Origin of the sequence: Ramlibacter albus (assembly GCF_014297445.1) — a bacterium.
Lineage (GTDB): Bacteria > Pseudomonadota > Gammaproteobacteria > Burkholderiales > Burkholderiaceae_C > Ramlibacter > Ramlibacter albus.
In genome coordinates this window covers 177010-198929 of sequence record NZ_JACORU010000009.1, presented here as the reverse complement: position 1 = coordinate 198929, position 21920 = coordinate 177010, and the positions used below count along the sequence as shown (strand labels likewise).

At 68.3% G+C, this 21920-nt stretch carries 19 protein-coding genes; 5 read left to right on the top strand and 14 right to left on the bottom strand.

What is annotated here, in order from left to right; genetic code table 11:
- Window position 1: 1 nt before the first annotated feature.
- Window positions 2–2128, bottom strand: coding sequence for a cyclic nucleotide-binding domain-containing protein (locus H8R02_RS22210; RefSeq protein ID WP_187083682.1), 2127 nt, complete (start codon window positions 2126–2128; stop codon window positions 2–4).
- A 42-nt stretch (window positions 2129–2170) separates the two neighbouring features.
- Here H8R02_RS22210 and H8R02_RS22205 point away from each other — a divergent pair, with 42 nt between their 5' ends.
- A complete protein-coding gene (locus H8R02_RS22205) occupies window positions 2171–2896 on the top strand; it encodes an RNA methyltransferase (protein ID WP_187083681.1) in 726 nt (241 codons plus the stop codon).
- Between the two features lie 10 nt (window positions 2897–2906).
- Window positions 2907–3680, top strand: coding sequence for a serine O-acetyltransferase (cysE, locus tag H8R02_RS22200; protein WP_187083680.1), 774 nt, complete (start codon window positions 2907–2909; stop codon window positions 3678–3680).
- A 3-nt stretch (window positions 3681–3683) separates the two neighbouring features.
- On the opposite strand, the gene mog is transcribed toward cysE, so the two are convergent.
- Together mog and yjgA are read right to left on the bottom strand one after the other, a co-directional pair.
- Window positions 3684–4253, bottom strand: coding sequence for a molybdopterin adenylyltransferase (gene mog / locus H8R02_RS22195; RefSeq protein WP_187083679.1), 570 nt, complete (start codon window positions 4251–4253; stop codon window positions 3684–3686).
- Window positions 4246–4857: a ribosome biogenesis factor YjgA gene (gene yjgA, locus H8R02_RS22190; RefSeq protein WP_187083678.1), complete on the bottom strand. Its 612-nt coding sequence runs from the start codon at window positions 4855–4857 to the stop codon at window positions 4246–4248. The genes mog and yjgA overlap by 8 nt, the downstream gene beginning before the upstream one ends.
- 22 nt (window positions 4858–4879) lie before the next feature.
- Between yjgA and pmbA the strand changes: the two genes are divergently transcribed.
- Window positions 4880–6256: a metalloprotease PmbA gene (gene pmbA, locus H8R02_RS22185; RefSeq protein ID WP_187083677.1), complete on the top strand. Its 1377-nt coding sequence runs from the start codon at window positions 4880–4882 to the stop codon at window positions 6254–6256.
- Here pmbA and H8R02_RS22180 read toward each other — a convergent pair.
- Together H8R02_RS22180 and rpsU are read right to left on the bottom strand one after the other, a co-directional pair.
- Window positions 6253–6699, bottom strand: a complete 447-nt coding sequence (locus tag H8R02_RS22180) for a GatB/YqeY domain-containing protein (protein ID WP_187083676.1) — start codon at window positions 6697–6699, stop codon at window positions 6253–6255. The genes pmbA and H8R02_RS22180 overlap by 4 nt on opposite strands.
- A 68-nt stretch (window positions 6700–6767) precedes the next feature.
- Entirely contained in the window at window positions 6768–6980 is a 213-nt protein-coding gene (gene rpsU / locus H8R02_RS22175; protein ID WP_012346814.1) for a 30S ribosomal protein S21, read from the bottom strand.
- A gap of 172 nt (window positions 6981–7152) precedes the next feature.
- Here rpsU and H8R02_RS22170 point away from each other — a divergent pair, with 172 nt between their 5' ends.
- On the top strand, window positions 7153–9357 hold the full coding sequence (locus tag H8R02_RS22170; protein ID WP_187083675.1) for an ATP-binding protein: 2205 nt from the start codon (window positions 7153–7155) through the stop codon (window positions 9355–9357).
- Here H8R02_RS22170 and H8R02_RS22165 read toward each other — a convergent pair.
- From H8R02_RS22165 to nirB, 6 genes are all read right to left on the bottom strand, one after another.
- Window positions 9354–10571: a BaiN/RdsA family NAD(P)/FAD-dependent oxidoreductase gene (locus tag H8R02_RS22165; protein WP_187083674.1), complete on the bottom strand. Its 1218-nt coding sequence runs from the start codon at window positions 10569–10571 to the stop codon at window positions 9354–9356. The genes H8R02_RS22170 and H8R02_RS22165 overlap by 4 nt on opposite strands.
- 103 nt (window positions 10572–10674) lie before the next feature.
- Complete coding sequence (cobA, locus tag H8R02_RS22160; protein WP_187083673.1) at window positions 10675–11442, bottom strand: uroporphyrinogen-III C-methyltransferase; 768 nt, start codon at window positions 11440–11442, stop codon at window positions 10675–10677.
- A complete protein-coding gene (gene ybiB / locus H8R02_RS22155) occupies window positions 11439–12347 on the bottom strand; it encodes a DNA-binding protein YbiB (RefSeq protein WP_187083672.1) in 909 nt (302 codons plus the stop codon). The genes cobA and ybiB overlap by 4 nt, the downstream gene beginning before the upstream one ends.
- Before the next feature lie 46 nt (window positions 12348–12393).
- Window positions 12394–15165, bottom strand: coding sequence for a nitrate reductase (locus tag H8R02_RS22150; protein WP_187083671.1), 2772 nt, complete (start codon window positions 15163–15165; stop codon window positions 12394–12396).
- A complete protein-coding gene (nirD, locus tag H8R02_RS22145) occupies window positions 15162–15536 on the bottom strand; it encodes a nitrite reductase small subunit NirD (protein WP_187083724.1) in 375 nt (124 codons plus the stop codon). The genes H8R02_RS22150 and nirD overlap by 4 nt, the downstream gene beginning before the upstream one ends.
- Before the next feature lie 2 nt (window positions 15537–15538).
- Window positions 15539–17980 (bottom strand): nitrite reductase large subunit NirB, encoded by a 2442-nt coding sequence (gene nirB, locus H8R02_RS22140; RefSeq protein WP_187083670.1) that lies wholly within the window; start codon window positions 17978–17980, stop codon window positions 15539–15541.
- 83 nt (window positions 17981–18063) lie between these two features.
- Between nirB and H8R02_RS22135 the strand changes: the two genes are divergently transcribed.
- Window positions 18064–19773 (top strand): bifunctional protein-serine/threonine kinase/phosphatase, encoded by a 1710-nt coding sequence (locus H8R02_RS22135; RefSeq protein ID WP_187083669.1) that lies wholly within the window; start codon window positions 18064–18066, stop codon window positions 19771–19773.
- Here the strand turns inward: H8R02_RS22135 and H8R02_RS22130 are convergent.
- The 3 genes from H8R02_RS22130 to H8R02_RS22120 form a co-directional block, all read right to left on the bottom strand.
- The gene (locus tag H8R02_RS22130) at window positions 19718–21013 is read right to left on the bottom strand and encodes a nitrate/nitrite transporter (RefSeq protein WP_187083668.1); all 1296 of its coding nucleotides are present in this window, start codon (window positions 21011–21013) and stop codon (window positions 19718–19720) included. The two genes, H8R02_RS22135 and H8R02_RS22130, sit on opposite strands and share 56 nt — an antisense overlap.
- Window positions 21014–21087: 74 nt before the next feature.
- Complete coding sequence (locus H8R02_RS22125; protein WP_187083667.1) at window positions 21088–21543, bottom strand: chemotaxis protein CheX; 456 nt, start codon at window positions 21541–21543, stop codon at window positions 21088–21090.
- 3 nt (window positions 21544–21546) lie between these two features.
- On the bottom strand, window positions 21547–21918 hold the full coding sequence (locus H8R02_RS22120) for a response regulator transcription factor (protein ID WP_187083666.1): 372 nt from the start codon (window positions 21916–21918) through the stop codon (window positions 21547–21549).
- Window positions 21919–21920 lie beyond the last annotated feature (2 nt).

Below are 21920 nucleotides of genomic sequence, written 5' to 3'. Positions count from 1 at the left end.
GTCAGCCCACCTGCAGGCGCAGCAGCGTGTTTGTGCGCGACAGGTTGCTCGCGAGCCCCATCACCACCTGCTTGTCCAGCAGCCCGGCGACCGCGGGGTGTTCCGCCTGCAAGCGCTCGCGCGCCTCGCGCGTCAGGCGCGACAGGGTGGACGGCTCCACCGCCACCGCGGACGCACTGCGCGGCTGGCCCGTGTACAACGCCATCTCGCCGAGGATGGCGCCCGATCGCACCTTGCATAGGCGCAGCGACCGCCCGTCGAGCGTCGCCTTGACGACTTCGAGGCTGCCGTCCTCCACGAAATACATCTCGTCGGAGTGCTGGCCCTCGCGGAACAGGTAGTCGCCGGCCTTCAGTTCCACCGGCTCCAGGTAGCGGCGGAACACTTCGGTGGCATTGGCCGGGGCATCGGCACCCAGAAGGACGGACGGCATCACGCCCGTGCCGGTTGCGTGGGCCTGCGCGAGGATCAGCTCCTCGGCGCATTCGGCGGCCTGGTCGAAGTCCTCGAACGAATGCACCAGCGGCGAGTCGCCGCCGGCGAGCTTGCGCGCGAGCGCGGGCTCGACGACGAGCACGAGGTGGCGCTCCAGCGCGGTCTGGTTGCGCACGATCTTCTCCAGCACCGCGAGTGCCGAGGGGTCGATGCCGCGCGCCTGCGAGAAGTCCAGCAGCACCATCGTGTGCTTCTGCGGGTCGCCCGCGCGGTACCAGTCGTAGATGGCGCTCGCCACGCCGAAGAACACGAAGCCCTTGAAGCGGCCCACGCGGCAGTGCTCGCCGAGCTCCGCCAGCCGCGCCTGCTCCGCCGCACCGCGGATGACCGTGCTGCGCACGGACGCGATGGTGGTGTCCAGCGCGATGAAGGGCATGCGGCTGTAGTTGACGACGAAGAAGATGCAGGCCGCGAGCAGCCCCGCGAGGAAGCCCACGACATAGCCGAACGCCACCACGCACACCAGGATGCCGACCACCTGCACCCATTCCGAGCGGCGCATCGAGGTGCGCACGTCCCACAGCCACTGCCGCAGCATCGTCAGGCCCATGAACATGAGCAGCGCGCCGAGGGCAGCACGCGGCACCCACGCGAGCAGCGAGCCCAGCCCGAGCAGCACGCCGACGCACACGGCGGCGCTCACGAAACCCGAGAACGGGCCGCCGCCCGTGTTGCGGCACAGGTTGCTGCGCGCGATGGAGATCGCGCCGACATAGCCGCCCAGCAGCGTGGTCAGGAAGTTGGAGCTGCCGTGCAGCCGCAGCGCGGACTCGAGGCGGAAGTCGCGGCCGTAGGACAGCTCCAGGCTGTTCATCGACAGCAGGATGGTCAGCGTGCTGATGAAGGCGAGGGCGAGGAAGGAGGGCAGCAGCTCGACGAGCGTGTAGAGCAGGGCCATGTCGAACTGCAGGTCCCACGGCGGCACCCAGTGCAGCTGGTCGAAGGCGGCGAAGAACCAGATCGACGGGTCGCACAGCGCAGCGTCGCAGGTGCGCACGGCGATGTTGACGGCGATCGTCACGCCCACCACGAACGCGGGGATGGCGAGCGCCGCGCTGGTGAACTGGTGCATGAGCGCCAGGATGGCCACGAGCCCGATGCTCGCGGCCAGCTCCGGCCGCCACGGTTGCTCGATGAAGGCACGCAGCCCCTGCAGCGTGAGCGGCGTGCCGGCGATGATGTTGAGCGCGCCGCTGAGCATCAGCCAGCCGGTGGAGGCGAGGAAGCCCGCCGTCACCTGGAACGGGATGAAGCGCACGAGCCGCGCGAGGTGGAATCGTTCGATCAGCAGGAAGCACGCGGAGGTGAAGACGGAGGCGAACAGCAGGATCGTGAGGGCCTGGTTGAGTGTCCCCGAAGCATGGGCGCCGCCCGTGGCCACCGCCGCCGCAAGGATGCCGGCCAGCACCGAGGTGGTGTTGGCCTCCGGCCCGCTCACCAGCGTCGGCTCCTCCGAAAAGCGCCCGTACATCGCGCCGATGGCGGCGGTGACGAGGCAGATCGCTATCCCGTAGCCCACGTACCGGGCCAGCGGCCCCGAAAACATGAGGGCGGCATAGGAGACCGCATAGATGACGGAACTCAATCCAAGGATCAGGCCCGACGACAGTTGTGCCAGCGCGCGCGTTGCCATCGGCCCAGTATGGGGAAAGTGACAAGACGTGACAATGGGGACATGCGAACACGCTTCGTTTTGATCCAGACAAGCCACGCCGGCAACGTGGGCGCGGCCGCGCGCGCGATGAAGGTGATGGGGTTCGACGACCTGGTGCTCGTCGCGCCGCGCTGGCCGGATGTGCTGACCCGGCCCGAAGCCATCGAGCGGGCGAGCGGCGCGAACGACGTGCTGGAGAAGGCACGCATCGTGGCGACGCTCGACGAGGCTCTCGACGGCGTGCAGCACCTGTGCGCCACCGTGATGACGCCGCGCGACTTCGGCCCGCCCACCGCCACCCCGCGCGAGCACCTGCCCGCTCTCGCCGGGACGGGCCACAGCGTGGCCTTCGTCTTCGGCTCCGAGCGCTACGGCATGTCCAACGACGACGTGTACCGCTGCCACGTCGCGCTTTCGATCCCGACGAATCCCGATTACGGCTCCCTCAACCTCGCGGCCGCGATCCAGGTGCTTGCGTACGAATGGCGTACCGCGCTCGGCGGCTTCGGGGCCGCGCCCGCACCGCCGAAGGCCGAAGCCGCGGACGCCCGTGCCGTGGCGGGGATGCTGCAGCACTGGGAGCAGTCGCTGGTCGACATCGGCTTCCTCGACCCGGCCGCGCCCAAGAAGCTGATGCCGCGCTTGAACCAGCTGTTCAACCGCGCGCAACCCACCCCCGAGGAAATCCACATCCTGCGTGGTGTCGCCAAGAGCATGGCCGAGGCGGCCGCTAAACGAAAGCTATAGACTGGTGCCCATGTTCTCGCGCCTGCGTTCCGACATCCAGTGCATCCTCGACCGCGACCCTGCCGCGCGCAGCACGTGGGAGGTGCTCACGTGTTACCCGGGGCTGCACGCGATCATGCTGCACCGCGTCTCGCACTGGTGCTGGACGCACGGCCTGAAGTGGCTGGGCCGCTTCGTCTCGATGTTCTCGCGCTGGCTCACCGGCATCGAGATCCACCCCGGCGCGAAGGTCGGCAACGGCGTGTTCTTCGACCATGCCATGGGCGTGGTGGTCGGCGAGACGGCCGAGATCGGCGACGGCTGCACCATCTACCAGGGCGTGACGCTGGGCGGCACGTCGCTTTACAAGGGCGCGAAGCGCCACCCGACGCTGGGCAAGAACGTCGTGGTGAGCGCGGGTGCGAAGGTGCTGGGCGGGTTCACCGTGGGCGACAACGCCAAGGTGGGCAGCAACGCCGTCGTCATCAAGCCGGTGCCCGAGGGCGCGACGGCGGTGGGCATCCCGGCGCGAATCATCATGCCGGAGGACAAGGTCGGCTCCGGCAGCGCGGAAGGCCAGGTGAGCTTCTCGGCCTACGGCGTGACCGAGATGCAGGACGACCCGCTCACGCAGGCCATGAAGGGCCTGATCGACAACGCGTCGTCGCACGAGCACCAGATCGCGCTGCTGTGGCAGGCGATCGAGAAGCTGTCGAAGCAGCGCACCGACGACTGCGTCCCCGACGAGGCGCACAAGAAGGAAAGCTTCGAGGCCGACAAGCTGACGCAGCTGGTCGGCAAGTAGCCTCTACTTCGCGCGGATCGCGCTCTTCGGCCGGAAGGCCTTGCACACCTCGTCGTTCGTTTCGAGGTAAGGCCCGCCGATCAGGTCGATGCAATACGGCACCGCGGCAAAGATGCCCGGCACGGAATCCTTCAGCCCCTCCAGCGTCTCCTGGATCGACTTCGGCTGCCCGGGCAGGTTGATGATGAGGCTCTGGCCGCGGATCACCGCCACCTGCCGCGACAGGATCGCCGTGGGCACGAACCTCAGGCTGATCTGCCGCATCTGCTCGCCGAAGCCGGGCATCTCCTTCTCGCCGACCGCCAGCGTCGCTTCCGGCGTCACGTCGCGCGGCGCGGGGCCCGTGCCGCCCGTGGTGAGCACGAGGGAACACGCGGCATTGTCGACGAGGTCGATCAGCGTGGTGCTGATCTCGTGCTTCACGTCGGGGATGAGGCGGGCCTCGAAGGTGATGGGATTCTTCAGCGCGCGCGTGAGCCAGTCCTTCAACGCGGGCAGGCCCTTGTCCTCGTAGACGCCGCTCGAAGCGCGGTCGCTGACGGACACGATGCCGATCCTGACGGGGTCACTCATCGTTCAAGGCCTCCCTCACCAGCTGGAAGATCTCGCGGAATGCGCGCCCGCGGCGCGGCGCCTGCCCCTTCGACACCTCATCGGCCGTGAGCGCGCCGTCCTTGCGCGCCTGGCGGATCAACGCGCGCAGCTGCTGCACGTCGGTGCCCGGGAACTTGGCGAGCCACTCGGTGAGCGCGTCGTCGTTCTCGATCAGGTTGTCGCGCCAGCGTTCGGCGGTGTGCAGCGCGAGCGTCTCGCGCGCGGAGCCGCTTTGCTGCTCGGCGAGCGCGTCGCGGATGGACTGGCGAGTTTCCTCGTCGAGCGTGCGCATCAGCTTGCCCACGTACTGCAGCTGCCGGCGGCGCCCTTCGAAGTTCGTGATGCGCTTGAGCTGCGCCAGCGCTTCGATGAGGTTCTCGGGCAGGGCGAGGCGCTCCATCAGGTCGGCGCGCAGCGTGAGCAGGGCTTCGCCGAGCTTCTGCAGCTCGGTGCTTTCCTTCTTCAGCTCGGTGCGGCTCGGCTCGCCGCCGGTCATTTCGGCCTTGAGCTCGAGATCGAGCTCGCTGCCTTCGGCCACGAAGTGGCCCTTGACGTAATAGCCTCTCTTGGGTTTGCGCGACATGGGGGTGGGTATCATAGCCCGCATGGAAAACAACAAACGCCGAGCGGACGCCGTCTTCAGCTGGCGCCGCGAGGACTTCCAGGAGCTGGTGGAAACGGCCCTGGCCCATGCCCGCAAGCTGGGCGCCACCGACGCCGGCGCGGAGGCTTCCGAAGGCTGCGGCCTCTCGGTTTCGGTGCGCAAAGGCGAGCTCGAAACGGTCGAGCGCAACCGCGACAAGTCGCTGGGCATCACGGTGTACGTGGGCCACCGGCGCGGCAACGCGAGCACATCCGACTTCTCGCGCACGGCGATCGAGCAGACCGTGCAGGCGGCGTACGACATCGCGCGCTTCACGGCCGAAGACCCCGTGGCGGGCCTGCCGGATGCCGACGACATCGCGCAGCCGCACGAGCAGCCCGATCTCGACCTGTTCCACCCGTGGGCGATCACGAGCGAGCAGGCGGCCGAGCTGGCGCTGCGCTGCGAGGCCGCGGCCTTCGCCACCGACCCGCGCATCGACAACAGCGAAGGCGCCGGCGTCTCGGCGCAGCAAAGCCATTTCTACAGCGGCCACACGCGCGGTTTCCGTGGCGGCTATGCGAGCTCGCGCCATTCGATCTCGGTGGCGCCCATCGCGGGCAAGGGCGACGAGATGCAGCGCGATGCGTGGTACAGCTCGATGCGCAACGCGACGGAGCTTGCGTCGCCCGAGGCAGTGGGGCGCTACGCCGCCGAGCGTGCGCTGGCTCGATTGAAGTCACGCAAGATTTCCACGCGTGAGTGCCCGGTGCTGTTCGAGTCGCCGCTGGCTGCCGGCCTGCTCGGTGCTTATGTGCAGGCCACGAGCGGCGGGTCGCTTTATCGCCGCAGCAGCTTCCTCGTGGATTCGCTGGGCAAGCAGGTCTTCGCGCCGCACCTCGACGTGCTGGAAGACCCGTTCGTCAAGCGCGGCAAGGGCAGCGCGCCGTTCGACGAAGAGGGCGTGCGCACCAAGCCGCGCAAGGTGGTGGATGGCGGCCGGGTGGAAGGCTACTTCCTGTCCAGCTACTCGGCGCGCAAGCTCGGGATGAAGACCACCGGCAATGCCGGCGGCTCGCACAACCTCACGCTCACCTCCCGCCGCACCCTGCCCGAGGACAACCTGCCCGAGATGCTGCGCATGCTGGGCACGGGCCTGTTCGTGATCGAGCTGATGGGGCAGGGGGTGAACTACGTCACCGGCGACTACTCGCGCGGGGCGAGCGGCTTCTGGGTGCAGAACGGCGAGATCGCGTTCCCGGTGCAGGAGATCACGATCGCCGGCAACCTCAAGGAGATGTTCATGGGCATCGAGGCGGTCGGCGCCGACACGTACAACTACGGCGCCAAGACCGTGGGCTCGATCCTCGTCAACAAGATGAAGGTGGCGGGGAGTTAACCCGCGAGCGCGGCCTTCACGGCTGCGCTGACCTGCCCCATGTCCGCCTTGCCCGCCAGCCGCTGCTTGGCGGCGCCCATGACCTTGCCCATGTCGCCCGGGCCCTTGGCGCCGACTTCGGCGACGATGGCCTTCACTTCGGCAGCGACTTCTTCCGCAGACAGGCGGGCGGGCAGGTAGGCGGACAGCACCTTCAGTTCGGCCTCTTCCTTGTCGGCGAGGTCCTGGCGGCTGGCCTTCTGGAAGGCCTCGATGCTGTCCTTGCGCTGCTTGATGAGCTTGTCGACGATGCCGATCACGGCCGTGTCGTCCAGCTCCAAGCGCTCGTCCACTTCCTTCTGCTTGATGGCGGCCGTGAGCAGGCGGATGGCGCCCAGCTTCTCGGTCTCCTTGGCGCGCATCGCGGCCTTCATGTCCTCGGTGATCTTCTCTTTGAGCGTCATGGCAGGGTCCTGTAAGAAAAAAGGCTCGCTGGGCGTCCCCGGCGAGCCTTGTTTGTAGCGCAGGAAACTCAGTAGAGCTTCTTTGGCAGCTGCATGCTGCGCACGCGCTTGTAGTGGCGCTTCACCGCGGCGGCCTTCTTGCGCTTGCGCTCGGCGGTGGGCTTTTCGTAGAACTCGCGGGCGCGCAGTTCGGTCAGCAGGCCCAGCTTCTCGATGGTGCGCTTGAAGCGGCGAAGGGCCACGTCGAACGGCTCGTTTTCCTTGACACGGATGGTCGTCATGACTTTCAGGTTCAGTGTGGCGAGTGAGATCGAAGGCACCCGCCTGGGGGTCCCCACCTGTAAGGTTGATCAGGCCGGTGGGGGTTTGCCAGCAAAGCCCGAGATTATAGCCTTGTGCTGCCTTGCCGCAATATCGGCCCCGCAAGCCCTGCCATTGCCCCAGAATCGGCCGGTGTCCGCCCCACAGCACCCCGGCATCCTGGAGCTGCTGGCCTCAGCCAGCTCGGCACTGGCCGGCTCGCTGGACCCGGAGGACACGCTGCACGCCATCGCCCGGGTGATCGTGCCGGCCATTGCCGACTGGTGCCGCATCGACCTCGTGGACGAGGCCGGTGTGCCCCAGCGCCGGCTGGCCTACCACTCGGACCCGGACAAGTCGCGCGAAGCGCTGGCGCTGGCCCGGCAGGTGCGCGCGCTGCCCGAAACGGTCGGCTCCATGGCCTGGTGCGCGAAGCACGCCCGCAGCCACCACGGCAGCTTCGACGACGCACCGGCCGCCGCCGACCCGGCCCTTCGCGGTTACACGCAGCACTTCGGCATGCGCGAGCACTACATCGTGCCGCTCGTGGCGCACGGCCGCACGCTGGGCGCCATGGGCGTGGTGCAGGCCGAGTCCGGCCGGTCGCTCGCTGCCGAGGACTGCGCGCTGATCGACGAGCTGGCGCGCCGCGCCGCACTCGCGCTGGACAACGCCAGCGCCTACGCGGCAGCGGAATCGGCGCGCAAGCGGCTGGAGCTGCTGGCCAACGCCAGCTCCGCGCTGGCGCGCTCGCTCGATGTCGAGGACACGCTGCGCACGATCGCCACGACGCTCGTGCCCGCGGTGGCCGACTGGTGCCGCATCGACCTGCTGGACGACGCCGGCGTGCAGCACCGCCGCATCTCGTACCACAGCGACCCGCAGCGCGCCGAGCGGGCGCTGGCGCTCGCGCGCGAGCTGCAGGTATCGCCGGACGCCCGGGGTTCGATGGCGTGGTGCATCCGCGAGCGCGAGCCGAGCTACGGCCGCTTCGACGAGCCGCCGGTGAGTGAGGACCCCGCGCTGCGGCGCTTCAACGAAGCCTTCGGCATGCGCGCCTTCTACGTCGTGCCGCTCGTGGCGCGCGGGCGCACGTTGGGCGCCTTGCGGGTGACGCAGGCGGAGTCCGGGCGCGATCTTGGCGAGCAGGATTGCGCGCTGATCCTGGAGCTGGGGCAGCGTGCCGCCCTCGCGCTGGACAACGCGCACGCGTATGCCGACGCCGATACCGCGCGGCGGCAGGCGGAGGCCGCGAGCCGCGCGAAGGACGAATTCCTCGCGATGCTCGGCCACGAGCTGCGCAACCCGCTGGCGCCCATCGCGACGGCGCTGGAGCTGATGGCGCGGCGGGATGCCGCGTCGCATGTGGAGGAGCGGCGCATCATCGAGCGGCAGGTGCGGCACCTCTCCCGGCTGATCGACGACCTGCTGGACGTCTCGCGCATCACGCAGGGCAAGGTGGAGCTCAAGCGCGAGCCGGTGGACCTGCGCGTCGTCGTGGCGCATGCCATCGAGCAGACACAACCCATCTTCAAGGGGCGTGCGGCGCCTGCCGAGCTGCGGCTGCCGGCGGGCCCCGTCATGGTCCAGGGCGACGCCGTGCGATTGACGCAGGTGGTGTGCAACCTGCTGGTGAATGCCGCCAAGTTCACGCCGGCGCAAGGGCGCATCGCGGTCAGGGTCGCGTTGGCGGGTGGCGAGGCCGTGGTGGAAGTCGAGGACACGGGCCGTGGCATCGGCGCCGACCTGCTGCCGCAGGTGTTCGAGCTGTTCGTGCAGGGCCGGCAGTCGATCGACCGCCAGTCCGGCGGCCTGGGGCTGGGGCTTGCCATCGTGCGCATGCTGGTCGAGCGGCATGGCGGCCGCGTGGCCGCGAGCAGCGACGGCGAAGGGCGGGGCAGCCGATTCACGGTGACGCTGCCGGCGATCGAAGCAGGCGCTGCGACCGTCGCCAACGAGCCGGCCGCGCCGGCCAACGCGCCTTCCGGCCTGCGCCTGATGATCGTCGACGACAACGCCGACGCCGCCGAGACGCTTGCGGAACTGCTGCGCGTGGTGGGGTGCGAAGTGCGCTGCGCGGGCGACGGCGATTCCGCGCTGCGCCTGCTGGACGAGTACCGGCCGCAGCTCGCGCTGCTGGACATCGGGCTGCCGGGCTACGACGGCTACGAGCTCGCGACGCGGATGCGCGGCGACCCGCGCACGAGCGGCATGAAGCTCGTTGCGCTCACCGGCTACGGGCGCGACAACGACCGCCAGCGTGCGCTGGCCGCGCGGTTCGACGAGCACCTCGTCAAGCCGGTGGAGGCGGATCGATTGTTCCGCACGCTGTCGGGCCTGCTCGGCGTGCCGCTCTAGGCAGCGGCTTTCGCCTGCGCCATCGCGTGCGCGCAAGCATGCGCGCTGGCCCAGGCCCACTGGAAGTTGTAGCCGCCGAGCCAGCCGGTGACGTCCACGACCTCACCGATGAAGTACAGCCCGGGCTGCTTCGACTCCATCGTCTGCGAGGACAGGTCCCGCGTGTCGACGCCGCCCGCCGTCACTTCGGCCTTGCGGTAGCCCTCGGAGCCGGTGGGCACGATCTCCCAGCGCGAGAGGCGTTGCGCGAGTTGGGCGAGGGCCTTGTCGCTCGCTTCGTTGATGGGCCGTTGCCAGGCCGGGTCCTGCTGCACCCAGGCATCTGCGAGGCGTGACGGGACGAAGGCCGCGAGTTCGTTCGCGATCAGCTTGCGTGAACGCGCTTTGGCGTCGCGCAGCGCCTGCTCGATATCCTGGCCCGCGGTGAGGTCGATGCGCAGCGGCTGGCCTTCGCGCCAGTAGCTGGAGACCTGCAGCACGGCCGGGCCGCTCAGGCCGCGGTGGGTGAAGAGCAGGTCTTCGTGGAAGGCGATGCGGGTCTTCTTCTCGCCGGTTTCGATGATCACGGGCAGGGCGAGGCCCGCGAGTTGCGCGAAGGGCGCCCAGGCGTCGCCGTCGAAAGTCAGGGGCACGAGCGCGGGGCGGGGCTCGACGACGCGCACGCCGAACTGCTTCGCGATGCGGTAGCCGAAGTCGGTGGCGCCGATCTTGGGGATCGAGAGCCCGCCGGTGGCGATGACGACGTTGCGCGTCGTGACGGTTCCCCGGTCCGTCTCGAGCGTGTAGCCGCCTTCCGTGGTGGCGACCGATGACACCTTGCACGGCTGCCAACGTTGCACCCCGCCCGCGTCGCACTCGGCCACCAGCATGCGGATGAAATCCTCTGAGGACCGGTCGCCGAAGAGCTGGCCCTTGTGCTTCTCGTGGAAGGGGATGCCGTGCTTCTGCACGAGCGCGATGAAGTCGTTGGGCGTGAATCGCGCGAGCGCCGAGCGGCAGAAGTTGGCGTTGTCGCCGAGGAAGTGCTTCTGCGGCGCGCGCGGGTCGAGGTCGCGGTTGGTGAAGTTGCAGCGGCCGCCGCCGGAGATGCGGATCTTTTCGGCGACCTTGTCCGAATGATCGATGAGCAGGACCTTCAGGCCTTGCTCGCCGGCCAGCCCCGCGCAGAACAGCCCCGCAGCTCCCGCACCCACAATCACCGCGTCGAAATGCATCGCGCGAGTGTATTGGCTGTCACCCCGGGCTCGACCCGGGGTCCATCGATGCGTGTCGAAGCGCGACCATGGATTGCGGGTCAAGCCCGCAATGACAAGCCCGTTACGCGACGCGCGTGCGCAAACCTTCGTGCGCGACAGCGATGCCTTTGACCACGTCGCCCACGACGATGACCGACGGGCTCGCAAGGCCTTCACGCTCGATCGTCGCCTTCAGCTCGCGCAGCACGGTGACGGCATGCCGCTGGTCCGGCAGCGTCGCGCGCTGGATGATGGCCACGGGCGTGTCCGCCGGAAGCCCTGTGAGCAGCTCGTCCTGGATCGTGCCGGCGCCGCTGACACCCATGTAGATCACGAGCGTGAGGCGCGCATCGCGAGCCGTGGCAGCGAGCGCCCGCCAGTCCGGACCCTTCGAGCCGGGCTGCGCATGGCCGGTGATGAACACGACCCCGTGCGCATGCTCGCGGTGCGTGAGCGGCACACCGAGCGTCGTGACCGCCGCAAGGCCCGAAGTGATCCCGTTGATCACCTCCACCTTGATGCCGGCCTCGCGCAGGTGCACCACCTCCTCGCCCCCGCGTCCGAAGATGAACGGGTCGCCGCCCTTCAGCCGCACGACGGTTTCGCCTTCACGCGCCGCCATCACCATCAGCCGCTCGATGAACGCCTGCGGCGTGCTCTTGCAGCCGCCGCGCTTGCCCACGTGGATGACTCGCGCGCCCTTGCGCGCGAACGCCACGATGTCCGGGTTGACCAGGTCGTCCACCAGCAGCACGGTCGCGGCCTGGATGGCCTTGAGTGCCTTGAGGGTCAGCAGTTCCGGGTCGCCGGGACCGGCGCCGACCAGGGTGACTTGGGGTGCCTTGATCATGATGCGGAAGCCAGACGCAAGATGTGTTCCACCTGCGCGGCGAGCGACTCGGGGACCGGCTGACGGCCCTCGAGCACGTCCCGAATGTAAGCCGCCGTGGCTTCGGGTGCGATGTCCTTGGGCAATGCGGGGAGATCGTCCACCATGCCCTTGCGGCCTTCCTCCAGCGTGACGCGCTTGCCCGCCACGAACCCGTCCATTTGCGGCAGGCGGCGCGCGTCAGCGACCACTTCGCCTTCGGTGCCGCGCAGGAGCAGGGCCGTCGAATGCATGAGCTCGAAGACAGCGGCCATCGAGACGGCGTACTCGGGATGGGTGTAGCTGCTCACGACCACCGCGGGGCCGTCGCAGGGGTTCATCAGCTTCACGAGCGAGTGGCCGCTGTTGCGCAGGCCGATCGACCGGCGGGCGTCGAGCAGGCGCTTGAGGCCGGGGTTCAGTGCTTCGGTGGGCAGGTAGACCGCTTCGCCGTCCTGGATCGGCGCGATGGTTGCGGGTGCGTGAAGCCCCAGTTGCGCCAGCACGTCGCCCACGAAGATGCGGCTGGTTTCGGTGCTGGAGCCGTGGATCAGCACCGGCAGGCCGCGCCGAGCGACCAACAGTGCCAGCAAAGGCGTGAGTACGGGCAGGCGGCGCGCGCCGTTGTAGCTCGGCAGGACGACCACGGGCTTGCCGCTCGCGGAGCGCACCCGGTTCAGCCGCGCATAGGTGGCGTCCAGGAATCCCGCCATCTCCTCGGGCGTTTCGCCCTTCACGCGCATCGCGATGCAGAACGCGCCGATCTCGAGGTCGGAAACACTGCCATCCAGCACCTGCCCGAACAGGTCCGCCGCCTGCTCGCGCGTGAGCGGCCGCGCGCCATGCTTGCCGCGGCCGATCTCCTTGATGTACTGGGCAATCGCCATCGGGGGATTGTCCCAGAGGGCTGATGACTCGCAGCTATAAGCTGATTCAGGCTGCCTGCTTCAGCGGGATCACGGCGCGGACCATGCGTTTGAGCTCCGGAACGCACGAGCCGCAGTTCGTGCCGCACTTGAGCGCGCCTTGCAGCGACGTGAGCCTCTCGTCCTCGGTGCCGGCGCAGCCTGACAGGTGGCGCGCGATCGCATCCTCGGGAACGTTGAAGCAGGTGCACACCTGCTTGCCGCGTGCCTGCACCGCCGCCGGAGGCTTCGAGCCTGGCGCGAGCAACTGGCGCCCATAGCTCTGCGCCGGCAGTTCGTCCTGCAGCAAGGTCTTGATCCAGGCCTCGGCACTCGTGTCACCCGCCAGCAGGAAGGCTTCGAGCCGCGCCTCGGCGCCTTGCCGAACCAGCCGCATCGCGCGGCGCTGGCCCATGGTTCGGTCGGCATAGCGCAGCGTGTCGGCGCCGTGCAGGTGCAGCAGGCGTTCGATCTTCGCGATGGTCTCCTCGGGCGGGGCTTCGTAGCCCGCCGCGCGGAAGAGCACGCCGCTGCGCTCGCGCCCGAAAGGCACGCAACTCGCGAAGCTGAACATCCCCATCAGGCGCTTGAACTCCTCGCGCGCGGCGATCGCCTCGTCGTCCGGCAGCCAGCCCACGGCCAGCAGCGACCAGGGCAGCTCCGCCTTCAGGATCTTCACCGCGGCGTGCTTCAGCTCCGGCTGCTTGGAGGTCGGGCAGTACGACGACGTGGTGATCGCGTTCACGCCCGCGATCTGCGCACCGGTGCTCGTGCAGCCGCTCAGGTACTCGCTGCCCCAGTGCATCGCGATGAAGGCCTGGCTGAAGCCCAGCTCCGGGCTCGCCTGTACCGGCACGACGATGGAGCCGCGTTTGGAGGTGACGTGCACGAGGTCGCCTTCCTTGAGCAGGCGCCGCGACATGTCGCTCGGGTTCATCTGCACGACGGGCTCGGGCACGTGGCCGAAGAGGCGGCCGAGCGTGCCGGTGCGGCTCATGCCGTGCCAGTGGTCGCGCAAGCGGCCGGTGGTCAGCGAGAAGGGGAAGCGCGACTCGCGTGGCTCGGCGACCGGCTTGTATGCCACGTTGGCGAACTTCGCCTTGCCGTCGGCGGTGGGGAACACGCCGTCTTCGTAGAGTCGCTTGCGGCCTGCGGAGTCGCCCGTGCGCAGCGGCCATTGCTGCGGGCCGGCGGAATCGAGCATCGCGTAGCTCAGGCCCGTGATGTCGAGGTCGCGGCCGCGGGTGGATTCGCGGTGTTCGTTCCAGATGGATTCGGGCGTGGCGTAGGCGAAGAGCTTCGTGGCGCGGCCGAGGCGTTTCTCCAGCCGCTGCGCGAATTCGACCGCAATGTGCCAGTCATGCCGCGTGCTGCCCGGCGCAGCCACCGCCGGCCGCACGCGGCTGATGCGCCGCTCGCTGTTGGTGACGGTGCCGTCCTTCTCGCCCCACGTCGTGGCGGGCAGCAGCAGGTCGGCGTAGTCGCAGGTGGACGTGGTCGCGAAGGATTCCTGCACGACCACGAATTCGGCGCGCTCCAGCGCGCGCCGGACGGTGGACTGGTCCGGCATCGACTGCGCGGGGTTCGTGCACGCGATCCAGAGCGCCTTGATCTCGCCGTCCGCCGCCGCCTGGAACATCTCCACCGCCGTCTTGCCGGGCTTGTCCGGCACCGAGGGCACGCCCCAGAGCGCCGCCACTTCGGCACGGTGCTGCGGGTCGGCCATGTCGCGATGCGCGGACAGCAGGTTCGCCAGGCCGCCGACCTCGCGCCCGCCCATCGCATTGGGCTGGCCCGTCAGCGAGAACGGGCCCGCGCCCGGTTTGCCGATGTGGCCGGTAGCGAGATGCAGGTTGATGAGCGCCGCGTTCTTCGCCGTGCCGCTGCTCGATTGGTTCAGGCCCTGGCAATAGAGGCTCAAGGTGGCCGGCGAGGTCGCGAACCACTTCGCCGCGGTGAACAAATCTTCCTTCGTGATGCCGCAGGTCTGCGACACCGTCTCCGGCGTGCACTCGCGCACGGTCGCCTTCAGCTCGTCGAACCCGTTCGTGTGGGCCGCGATGTACGCCCCGTTCGTCCAGCCCTCCCACAGCATGATGTGCAGCAGCCCGTGGAACAGCATCACGTCCGTGCCGGGCAGGATCGGCAGGTACAGGTCCGCGATCTCCGCGGTATCGGTGCGCCGCGGGTCGCAGAAGACGATCTTCATCTGCGGGTTGCGCGCCTTCGCTTCCTCGATGCGGCGGAACAGGATGGGGTGCGCCCAGGCGGTGTTGCTGCCCACGATGAAGATGCAACCGGCGTCGTCGACGTCGTCGTAGCAGGTGGGCGGTGCATCCGCGCCCAGCGTCATCTTGTAGCCGGCCACGGCGCTGCTCATGCACAGGCGCGAGTTGGTGTCGACGTTGTTGGTGCAGATGAGGCCTTTGGCCAGCTTGTTGAAGACGTAGTAGTCCTCGGTGAGCAGCTGGCCGCTGATGTAGAAGCCCACCGCATCGGGCCCGTGCTCGCCGATCACTTGCGCGAACGTCTCCGTGGCGAGGCCCAGCGCGCTGTCCCAGCTGACGCGATACGGCGCCTCGCCGCGATGCTCGCGCCGCATGGGATGCAGCAGCCGCGCCTGCTTCGTGATCGCGGGCGCCGCCGTGTGATGCAGCGTCGAGCCCTTGGTGCACAGCCTGCCGAAGTTGGCCGGGTGGTCCGGGTCACCGCGCACGCCGGTGACCTGCGCGCCGTCGCTTTCGATGATGACGCCGCAGCCGACGCCGCAGTAGGGGCAGGTGGACCGGGTTTCCGTCATGGACGGCGTTGCGGCCCCGCGATCGGCTTGACCGCGTCGAGCGCTTGGCTCGCAAGTTCCACGGCGTTCAGGTACACCGCGCCGTCCTCGACCTTCACGCTGAACTTCGGCGTGCAGCCTTCGTCCGGCTGCTTCGCGCAGCCGTCGTCGAGGCCGATCGTCCAGTTGTGCAGCGGGCAGGCCACGCTGGTGCCGAACACGATGCCCTGCGACAGCGGCCCGCCCTTGTGCGGGCAGCGGTCCAGCAGCGCGAAGACCTGGTCCTGGTCGTTGCGGAACACCGCCACGTCCATGCCGTTGGGCCGTCCGACACGGCGGGAACCGAGCACGGGGATGTCCTCGACGCGGCAAACCAGCTTCCAATCGCCCATGTTCATACCTTTGCCACCTCGATCTTCTCGAACTGCTTGACGTCGACCTTGGCCTTGTCGAACTCGAACCACGGGTCGGGCTCGCCGTCCAGGCTGAACTGCAGGCGCTCCCACAGCTGCTTGCGAAGCGCGGCGTCTTCGACGATCTTCTTCTTCACGTAGTCCAGGCCCACTCGGCCGACGTAGTGGCAGGTGCGCTCGAGGTACCAGCCCTCCTCGCGATAGAGCTGCAGGAAGGCGCCGCTGTATTCGAGCACCTCCTGCGAGGTCTTCACCTTCACCAGGAACTCGGCCACCTCGGTCTTGATGCCGCCGTTGCCGGCCACGTAGATCTCCCAGCCGGAGTCCACGCCGATCACGCCCACGTCCTTGATGCCGGCCTCGGCGCAGTTGCGCGGGCAGCCGGACACGGCCAGCTTCACCTTGTGCGGCGCGTACATGCGCCAGAGCGCCCGCTCCAGGTCCTTGCCCATCTGCGTGCTGTCCTGCGTGCCGAAGCGGCACCATTCGCTGCCCACGCAGGTCTTCACCGTGCGCAGCGCCTTGGCATAGGCATGGCCCGAAGGCATGCCTATGTCCTTCCACACGTTCTGCAGGTCTTCCTTCTTCACGCCCAGCAGGTCGATGCGCTGGCCGCCCGTGACCTTGACCGTCGGGATCTTGTACTTGTCCACCGCGTCGGCAATGCGGCGCAGCTCGTCGGCCGTGGTCTCGCCGCCCCACATGCGCGGGATGACGGAGTAGGTGCCGTCCTTCTGGATGTTCGCGTGGCTGCGCTCGTTGATGTAGCGCGACTGCGGGTCGTCCTTCGCCTCCTTCGGCCAGGTGGAGATCAGGTAGTAGTTGATCGCGGGCCTGCACGTCGCGCAGCCGTTGGGCGTGCGCCACTCCAGGAACTTCATGGTCTCGGAGATCGACAGCAGCTTGTTGTGCTTGATCGCGTCGCGCACGTCCTGGTGGCTGTGGTCGGTGCAGCCGCACACCGCCTTCTTCTTCGGCGCGGCGGAGTAGTCGCCGCCGGCGGTGAACATCAGGATCTGCTCGACCAGGCCCGTGCAGGAGCCGCACGACGCGCTGGCCTTGGTGCACTTCTTCACCTCGTCGAGCGTGAAGAGGCCCTTCTCCTTGATCGCCTTGCAGATCGTGCCCTTGGTCACGCCGTTGCAGCCGCAGACCTCGTCGGCGTCCGCCATCGCGGCGGCCTTGTTGTGGCCCTGGTGGCCGGTGTCGCCGATGTTGGACTCGCCGAACATCAGCTTGTCGCGGATGTCGTTGATGCTGCGGCCGTCGCGCAGCAGCTTGAAGTACCAGCTGCCGTCCACCGTGTCGCCGTACAGGCACGCGCCGACCAGCTTGTCGCCCTTGATGACGAGCTTCTTGTACACGCCACCGAAGGGGTCGCTCATCACGATCTCCTCGGTCCCCTCGCCGCCCATGAACTCGCCGGCGGAGAAAAGGTCGATGCCGGTGACCTTGAGCTTCGTGGACGTGAGCGAGCCCGTGTAGCGGCCGATGCCGAACTGCGCGAGGTGGTTGGCGGCGACCTTGGCCTGCTCGAACAGCGGTGCCACCAGGCCATAAGCGATGCCGCGGTGCGCCGCGCACTCGCCCACGGCGTAGATGCGCGCATCGGTCACGGTCTGCATCGTGTCGTTGACGACGATGCCGCGGTTGCAGTGCAGGCGGGCTTTCTCGGCCAGCTCGGTGTTGGGGCGGATGCCGACGGCCATCACCACGAGGTCGGTGTCGAGCTCGGTGCCGTCCTTGAACCTGATCTTGCTGACGCGGCCTTCTGCGTTGCCCACCAGCTCCTGCGTGTGCGCGCCGATCATGAACTTCAGGCCGCGGTCTTCCAGCGACTTCTGCAGCATCTTGCCGGCGGTGTCGTCCAGCTGCCGCTCCATCAGCCACGGCATGACGTGCACCACGGTCACGTCCATGCCGCGCAGCTTCAGGCCGTTGGCCGCTTCCAGCCCCAGCAGGCCGCCGCCGATGACGACAGCCTTCTTGTACTTGCCGGCCGCCTCGATCATTGCGTTGGTGTCCGCGATGTCGCGGTAGGCGATCACGCCTTGCAGGTCCTTGCCAGGCACCGGCAGGATGAAGGGATTGGAGCCGGTGCAGACGAGCAGGCGGTCGTAGCCTTCGACCGTGCCGTCCTCCGCGCGCACGATTCGGCGCACGCGGTCGATCTCGACCACCTTCTTGCCGGCGTGCAGCTTGATGTTGTTCTCTTCGTACCACTCCCAGGAGTTCAGGACGATCTCGTCGAGCGTCTGTTCCCCAGCCAGCACAGGTGACAGCAGGATCCGGTTGTAGTTGGGGTGCGGCTCCGCGCCGAACACCGTGATGTCGTAGAGCTCGGGCTGGATCTTGAGCAACTCTTCGATGGTGCGCACGCCCGCCATCCCGTTGCCGACCATGACCAGTTTGGATTTCTTCATGGCGGTGTCGGTGCAAGGTACGTGCCAGTCGCCTCCTCCCGTTCGCGCACCACTTTGGGCATGGCTCTTGCGTAGAGTGGTGCATGGCGTTCGAACTGGACATCGGCTTCACCTCGCTCGCGGGCACCAAGGACGTGAACGAGGACTTTGCCGCCGCGATGCTCCCCGAAGCGGGGCAGGCCGCGATGGGTGCCATCGCGGCCATCGCCGACGGTGTGAGCACCGGCGGCCACGGCCGCGAGGCCGCGCAGACCACGGTGACCAGCCTGGTGCGCGACTACTTCGGCACGCCCGAAACCTGGGACACCACCGTGGCCCTGGACCGCATCATTGCGGCGCAGAACTCGTGGCTGGCGGCGCTGAACCACCGCCGCCACCCGGCCTGCGGGCTCACCACGCTCACCGCCCTGGTGCTTCGCGGGCATGGCTATTCGCTGGCGCACGTGGGGGATACGCGCGCCTACCTCGTCCGCGGCGACGAGGTCACCCAGCTCACGCACGACCATGCGATGGACCATCCGGACCTGCGCAGCGCGCTGCTGCGGGCGGTGGGTGCGGAGGAGCGGCTGGTGGTCGACTACAGCCAGGGCGAGATGCAGGTCGGCGATGTCTTCGTGCTGGTGTCCGACGGCGTGCATCGCGTGCTGCCCGCGAAGAAGTTCGGCGTGCTGCCCGAGGAAACCGCGCAGGCCGCGTCGCAGGCGTTGGTGGATGCCGCGCTGGCTGCCGGCTCGCGCGACAACGCCACCGCCATGGTGGTGCGCGTGCTCGGCGTGGACGATGCGGGCCTGCAGGACCTGGAACGCGGCGCGCAGCAACTGCCGGTGCCGCCCAAGCTGAAGGTCGGCGATGCGATCGACGGCTACACGGTGACGGCGCTCGTCGCGGACAACGGCATCAACCTGCTGTACCAGGTGCGGGACGCAACGACGCGCAAGCTGCATGCCTTGAAGGCGCTGCACCCCAGCCGCGCCCACGATGCGCAGGAGCGCGCGATGCTCGCGCACGAGGCCTGGCTGGCCGCGCGCATGCGCACGAGCCGCGCGCGCGAGAACCTCGTCGCCCTGCACGAGACGCCCCAGGCGAGCGCCTTCTACCTGGTCTACGACTGGCATGCCGGCGAGACGCTGCAGCAGCTGCTGGACCGGCGCCAGCCGATGGGTGTCGCGCAGGTCGTGAGCGCCGCGACGCAGGTCGCTCGCGCGCTCGGCCGCCTGCACCGCCAGGGCGTGATCCACCGCGACGTGAAGCCCGCCAACCTGCACCAGGGCGAAGACGGCGTGCTGCGCCTGCTCGACCTGGGTGTCGCGCTCTCCGGCCGAGAGCCGGAAGCTGCGCGACTGCTGCACGCGGGCACACCCAGCTACATGAACCCGGAGCAGTGGAACGAGCCCGACCCCGAGCCACCCGATGCGCAGAGCGACTTGTTCGCGCTCGGCGTCACGCTCTACCAGCTGCTCGCGCGTGGCAAGCTGCCCTATGGAGAAGTGTTGCCTTACCAGGCCGGCCGCTACTGGCGCGACCCGGTGCCGCCCAGCCGCCACAACCCGCAAGTGCCGATCTGGCTGGACCACATCGCGCTGAAGGCCGTCTCGCGCGACAAGAAGCAGCGCTTCGAGACGGCCGAGGAGTTCCTGCTGGCGCTGGAGCGCGGCGCGTCGAGGCCGCTCACCGCGCCGCCGCCCACGCCGCTGGTGCGGCGCGACCCGACGGCGCTGTGGAAGATCGCGCTGGCGGTCAGCGTCCTGCTGAACGTACTGCTGGTTTACTGGCTGCTGTTTTTGCCGAAGTAGCTGCAGGCTGCGCGTTGTTCGACGCGACGCGCGCCGGCCGTGCGCGGCCGCCCTTTTCGGCCCAGGTGCGCGTCCAGCGGATCTGCATCACGCGCAGCATCACGAGCATGGCGACGGCCAGCATCGCGAAAGCCACGAAGCCCCAGAAGTACGTGCCCGTGTACTGCTTGGACAGCCCCATCGCGTTGGGCAGGAAACCGCCGCCGAGCGCGCCGACTTCGCCGATCATCGAACCCGCGACCGCGGTCGCGAGCGGCCAGCGCAGCGGCACGAGCTGGAACAGCGCGCCGTTGCCCGCGCCGAGCGCCGCGAAGCAGAGCATGAATAGCAGGGTGGTCACGGTGAGCGACTGGCCGGAGGCGCCGCACAGCACCAGCGTCACGGCCACGACCGACAACACACCTGTGAGCGTGTTGATGCCGCCGACGCGGTCCGAAATGTAGCCGCCCACCACTCGGATGGCCGAGCCCATCAGTGCCGCGAGCATGGTCAGCTGGCCGGCTTCGACCTTCGTCACGCGGAACTGGTCGTGGAAGTAGGTGGGCAGGAAGCTGGCGAGCCCGATGAAGCCACCGAACGTCACCACGTAGATGAGGCTGAACGCCCAGCCGTCCTTCTCGAACAGGCAGGCGATGTGCTCGCGGAAGGTCTGGTGCTCGACGTCCGGCGGTTCCTTCGCGAAGAAGATCATCACGGCGATGGGCAGCAGCATGCAGATGCCGGCCAGCCCGTACACCGTCTGCCAGCCGTAGGCCTGCGCCAGCGGCGGCGCGAAAAGCACGGCGAGCACGGTGCCCGAGTTGCCCGCGCCGGCAATGCCCATGGCGAGGCCCTTGTAGCGCGGCGGGAACCAGCCGGAGCCCAGCGACAGCGCGACGCCGAAGCTCGCGCCCGCGATGCCGAGCAGCACGCCCATGGCCAGCACGTGGTCGTACGAGCTGATGAAGAAGAAGCCGTACGCGAGTGCCGCGACGATCATCCCCATCTCCACCAGCGCGGCGTTCTTGCGCCCGATGTACTGCGCCAGGATGCCCAGCGGGAAGCGCATCAACGCCCCCGCGAGGATGGGCACGGAGATCATGAAGCCCTTCTGCGCGGCGGTGAGCTGGTAGGCCTCGCTGATGAATGGTGCCATCGCACCATTGAGGACCCACACCGCGAAGCAGAAATCGAAGTAGAGGAAGGCCGCGAACAATGTCGGTGCGTGGCCCGAGTTCAGAAAGGTGCGGAAACCCGCCATGGTGCAGTCCTTTGCGATGCTGGTGCGTTGGTTCGCACAGGAACTGCGAGAAGCGTGCCAGCGCACGCCCCTTTTCAGCGCTTCGACATGTCGATGCAAACCAGCGCGGGCTGGTGGTTCCATTTCAGCGTGATCACGTACGGGTGTTTGCGTACGCGCGCCTTGATGCCCGACGCGCCCTGCAGCTTCATCGGCACCGAGATCTGCAGTGCGGAGCCCAGGCTCTTGCGTGCGTTGCCGCCCAGCGTGTTGGCGATCTCGCCCACGGCGTCCAGCAGGTTGTTCTCCGACAGGTCGGTCTCGCCTTGCAGGAGCAGCAGTTCCTTGAGCAGCTGCGGCGGCATCGAGACGATGACATGCCCGTTGTAGCTGCCCGAGAACGTGACGATGCCGTTGAATTCGAAACCGTCCAGGTCGCTGGTGGCCAGGTAGGCCGACGTGATGGCGGGCTCCTGCTTGGACAGCACCTTGAAGTAGTGCCGCACGGATTCGACGAAGAACTTCAGCTCTTCGGGGTTGAGCGTGTCCATGGCTTACCGGGCCTCCATCACGTCCAGCAGGGCCAGCTTGAGCTCGTCGTCCGAGAACGGCTTGGCCACGAAACCCCGCGCGCCCAGCCGCAGGGCCTGGATGGCGGTCGATTTGTCCGAGAGGGCGCTCACCACCAGGATGTTGGTCTTGGGCAGCGCCTTGAGCAGCTCGGCGATGCACTGGATGCCGTCCATCTCGGGCATAGTCAGGTCCATGGTCACCACGTCGGGCAGGGTGGACTTCGCGATGCGCAGCGCCTCGGCGCCGTTGCGGGCGAGGCCGACGAGCGAGATGTTCGCCAGCCCGCCGTTCTGCACCACCCGCGAGATGCGCGAGCGGATCATGTTGGAGTCGTCGACGATCATCAACCGCATGA